The 2,664-nt window shown below is 70.4% G+C and carries 4 protein-coding genes and 1 pseudogene; 3 read left to right on the top strand and 2 right to left on the bottom strand.

The genetic code is table 11. From position 1 onward, the window contains the following. Positions 1-28: 28 nt before the first annotated feature. Positions 29-391 (bottom strand): STAS domain-containing protein, encoded by a 363-nt coding sequence (locus tag E1166_RS30140; RefSeq protein WP_132343198.1) that lies wholly within the window; start codon positions 389-391, stop codon positions 29-31. Between the two features lie 268 nt (positions 392-659). Here E1166_RS30140 and E1166_RS30135 point away from each other — a divergent pair, with 268 nt between their 5' ends. The 3 genes from E1166_RS30135 to E1166_RS30125 all read left to right on the top strand — a co-directional run bounded on the left by E1166_RS30135 (position 660) and on the right by E1166_RS30125 (position 2,212). Continuing rightward, positions 660-1,022: an STAS domain-containing protein gene (locus E1166_RS30135; protein ID WP_243710601.1), complete on the top strand. Its 363-nt coding sequence runs from the start codon at positions 660-662 to the stop codon at positions 1,020-1,022. A 76-nt stretch (positions 1,023-1,098) separates the two neighbouring features. After that, the gene (locus E1166_RS30130; RefSeq protein WP_132343196.1) at positions 1,099-1,545 is read left to right on the top strand and encodes a response regulator; all 447 of its coding nucleotides are present in this window, start codon (positions 1,099-1,101) and stop codon (positions 1,543-1,545) included. Between the two features lie 118 nt (positions 1,546-1,663). After that, on the top strand, positions 1,664-2,212 hold the full coding sequence (locus E1166_RS30125; RefSeq protein ID WP_132343195.1) for an ATPase: 549 nt from the start codon (positions 1,664-1,666) through the stop codon (positions 2,210-2,212). A gap of 16 nt (positions 2,213-2,228) precedes the next feature. On the opposite strand, the pseudogene E1166_RS30120 reads toward E1166_RS30125, so the two are convergent. Beyond that, positions 2,229-2,664: pseudogene (locus tag E1166_RS30120) on the bottom strand (hypothetical protein); the annotation flags it as partial.

Raw genomic sequence — 2,664 nt, 5'->3', positions numbered from 1 at the left:
GGTCGGGGGCCACCCCGCCTGGCCGGGTTCAGGTGGTGGCGACGGGGCGGCCGGGAAGCCCGGTGCCGGGGTGGTCGACGCCGGGGCCGGCTGGCGGTCGCGCCAACAGCCCGGTGACGCCGGTTATGTCGAGGATGGTTTCCAGGAAGCGCGGGATGTTACGCAGCCGGAGGGTGGTGCCGCAGTGCTGCCCCTCCCGCCACGCGTGCACGATGACAGCCAGCCCGGTGCTGTCGATGAAGAGCAGTTGGGCGAAGTCGAGGACGATGACGCTGGGACGTTCCGCGAGTGCCCGGTCGACCTCGGCGCGCAGCGGCTCGACGGTGGTGAACGCGAGGTCACCGCCGATCGAGATGACCGGTGCTTCCGGATTCGCACGGTCGACGGACATGCTCAGTGGAGCCGCCTCAGGCTTCCTCCCAGATGGCACCACGATCACCTTTCCGCAGGCTGCCGATCGGGCAGGGATTTCCCGGGATCGTAACAATCCCGCTCGCCGCGCGCTGTGGGCGCGCTGGCGCATCGGCTCGCAGGTGCGCTGGCGGCGGCCCGGTGCGCGGCTGGTCCCTCGGAAGGCTTCACGGCGGTCGCGGCGGTTCCGTTGCCGTGACTGCGTCACTGCTTATACTTGCTCCACTGCAAGGATCTGAGGGGTGCGAGTGAGAGGGGCGACCTTGACGTTCACCGTCACGCACAGCCCACGCGATGGCGGCGGGGTATGCCTGCGGCTGGCGGGGGAGCTGGACCTCAGCACCTCGGGTGAGCTGAATGACACCATAGACCGGCTGGCCGCCGAGGGTGAACGCCATTTGCTGCTCGACCTGTCCGCGCTGACCTTCTGCGATTCCACCGGCATCGCGGCGTTCGTCCGTGGTGACAACCGTGCCTCCGCCGCGGGGGGATGGCTGCGGCTGACCGGGGCGCGTGGCCGAGTCGACCGGGTGCTTCAGGTGACCGGGCTGGCCGACGTGCTCCGGTACGTGCCCGACGCGGTGGACCCGACAGTGTCCCCGCGTGCCTGATCGGCTAGATTCCCCGCCAGCGGGCGACCGGGGCAGGTGGCTGCCCGACCGTCGACACGAGACAGGTGTGAACCCCATGGGCCGAGGCGCTGTGCAGCCCGTCCGTATCCTGGTCGTCGACGACGATCCGGGCGATGTCCTGATGATCGAGGAGGCCCTCGTGGACTCGGAGATCGAAAAGGTCATCGACGTGGTCAGTGACGGCCAGGAGGCGATGGAGTTTCTGCGCCGCGAGGGGCGGCACGCCGAGGCCCAGCGCCCGGACGTCATCCTGCTGGATCTCAACATGCCGCGGATGGACGGGCGGCAGGTGCTCGGCGAGGTCAAGCGGGACGAAGATCTACGGACCATCCCGATCGTCGTGCTCACCACCTCCAATGCCGACAACGACATCGTCGGCAGCTACACCCTGCAGGCCAACGCGTACGTGACCAAGCCGATCGACCTGGACGACTTCAACGACGTGGTCCGTCGCATCGACGAGTTCTTCGGCCGGGTGGTCGTGCTGCCCAAACGCGGCTGATGGGGTAACCGAGGGTGACACTCAGTTACTGAACATTTTTCCCGATTCCCTCCCCGGGGCGCCGCCGCGCGCCAGGATCGAGCTGGGTACAGGTACCAGCTTCCTGGGGGGCGACAGCATGAGATTCTCCGTCGTTGACAGCGGCTACGACTGCCGGCAGGTTGATTCCTGCCTGGACGAGCTGGGAGTCCGGTTGACCCGCCTGGCCGCGCGGGCCGAGGCGGCTGCCGGCACGGGCCGGGAGTGGGACCAGATCCGGCAGGAGGCGACCCTGCTGCGTGGGCTGGTCGACCGGTCGGGACTGGCCACCGGGGGCGCGCCGGCGTCCGCCCGCCGGGACGTCTCGGTCCTGGAGCGGGAGGCGGCCGAGATTCTCGCACGGGCGCGCGGTGAACTCGACGCGGCGCGGGAGGAGGCCCGGCAGGTACGGGAGCGGGTGTACGCCGAGGCGGTACGGGCCCGCCGGGAGTTCGAGGCGGCGCTGCACGAGCGTCGCCGCCGCGAGGCACGGGCGGACCGGATCCTGGCCGGGGTGCCAACCGCGGTGGTGCCGGCGGAAACCCCGACCGCCGCGGCGTCGGCGGGCGGAGTGCCGGCAACCCGGATCGCCACCGGAACCTCGGAGGTGTCGGTGGAGCGACCGGAGCCGGGCACCAGGGTGGCCTGACCCGGCCTGGGTGCACTCAGGTCAACGCGGCGACCACCATCCGCGCCCGCTCCTCGTGCTTGGCGTACGCGTCGGGGAAAGCGGAGACCTGCACGGCCTGTGCGGCGGCGGTGATGCTCATGTCCTGCCAGCCCGGCACCTCGCGCAGCGCCGCGTAGAACGCCCGGGCGGCGTAGGCGGGGCGCATGAGTTCAGCGACGGTGCCCCAACCGCTGCTCGGACGCTGCTGGAACAACCCGACCGAGTCGTGGTCGGCGCCGCTGCCCTGGTGCGGGTGGTCGAACGACTCGGGCAGCACGTCGCTGGCCAGGTTGTACAGGTTGCTCTCCTGCATCGCGGTGGCGATGGCGACCACCAGGCCCCGCTTCGGCATGCCCATCCCGACGCCCACGTCGACGATCACCTTGGCGTTGTCCATCTGCGTCTGGGTCAACCCGGCGACCGGCCGGGGC

This window comes from Micromonospora sp. KC213 (assembly GCF_004348325.1).
In the GTDB taxonomy this organism is placed as follows: Bacteria; Actinomycetota; Actinomycetes; order Mycobacteriales; family Micromonosporaceae; genus Micromonospora.
Note: the sequence above shows the minus strand (reverse complement) of the source record. Positions and strands in the feature narration are given on the sequence as shown.

Coding starts and splice junctions, on each gene's coding strand:
- E1166_RS30140 (WP_132343198.1), bottom strand. CDS start 391: ATGTCCGTCGACCGTGCGAATCCGGAAGCACCGGTCATCTCGATCGGC.
- E1166_RS30130 (WP_132343196.1), top strand. CDS start 1,099: ATGGGCCGAGGCGCTGTGCAGCCCGTCCGTATCCTGGTCGTCGACGAC.
- E1166_RS30125 (WP_132343195.1), top strand. CDS start 1,664: ATGAGATTCTCCGTCGTTGACAGCGGCTACGACTGCCGGCAGGTTGAT.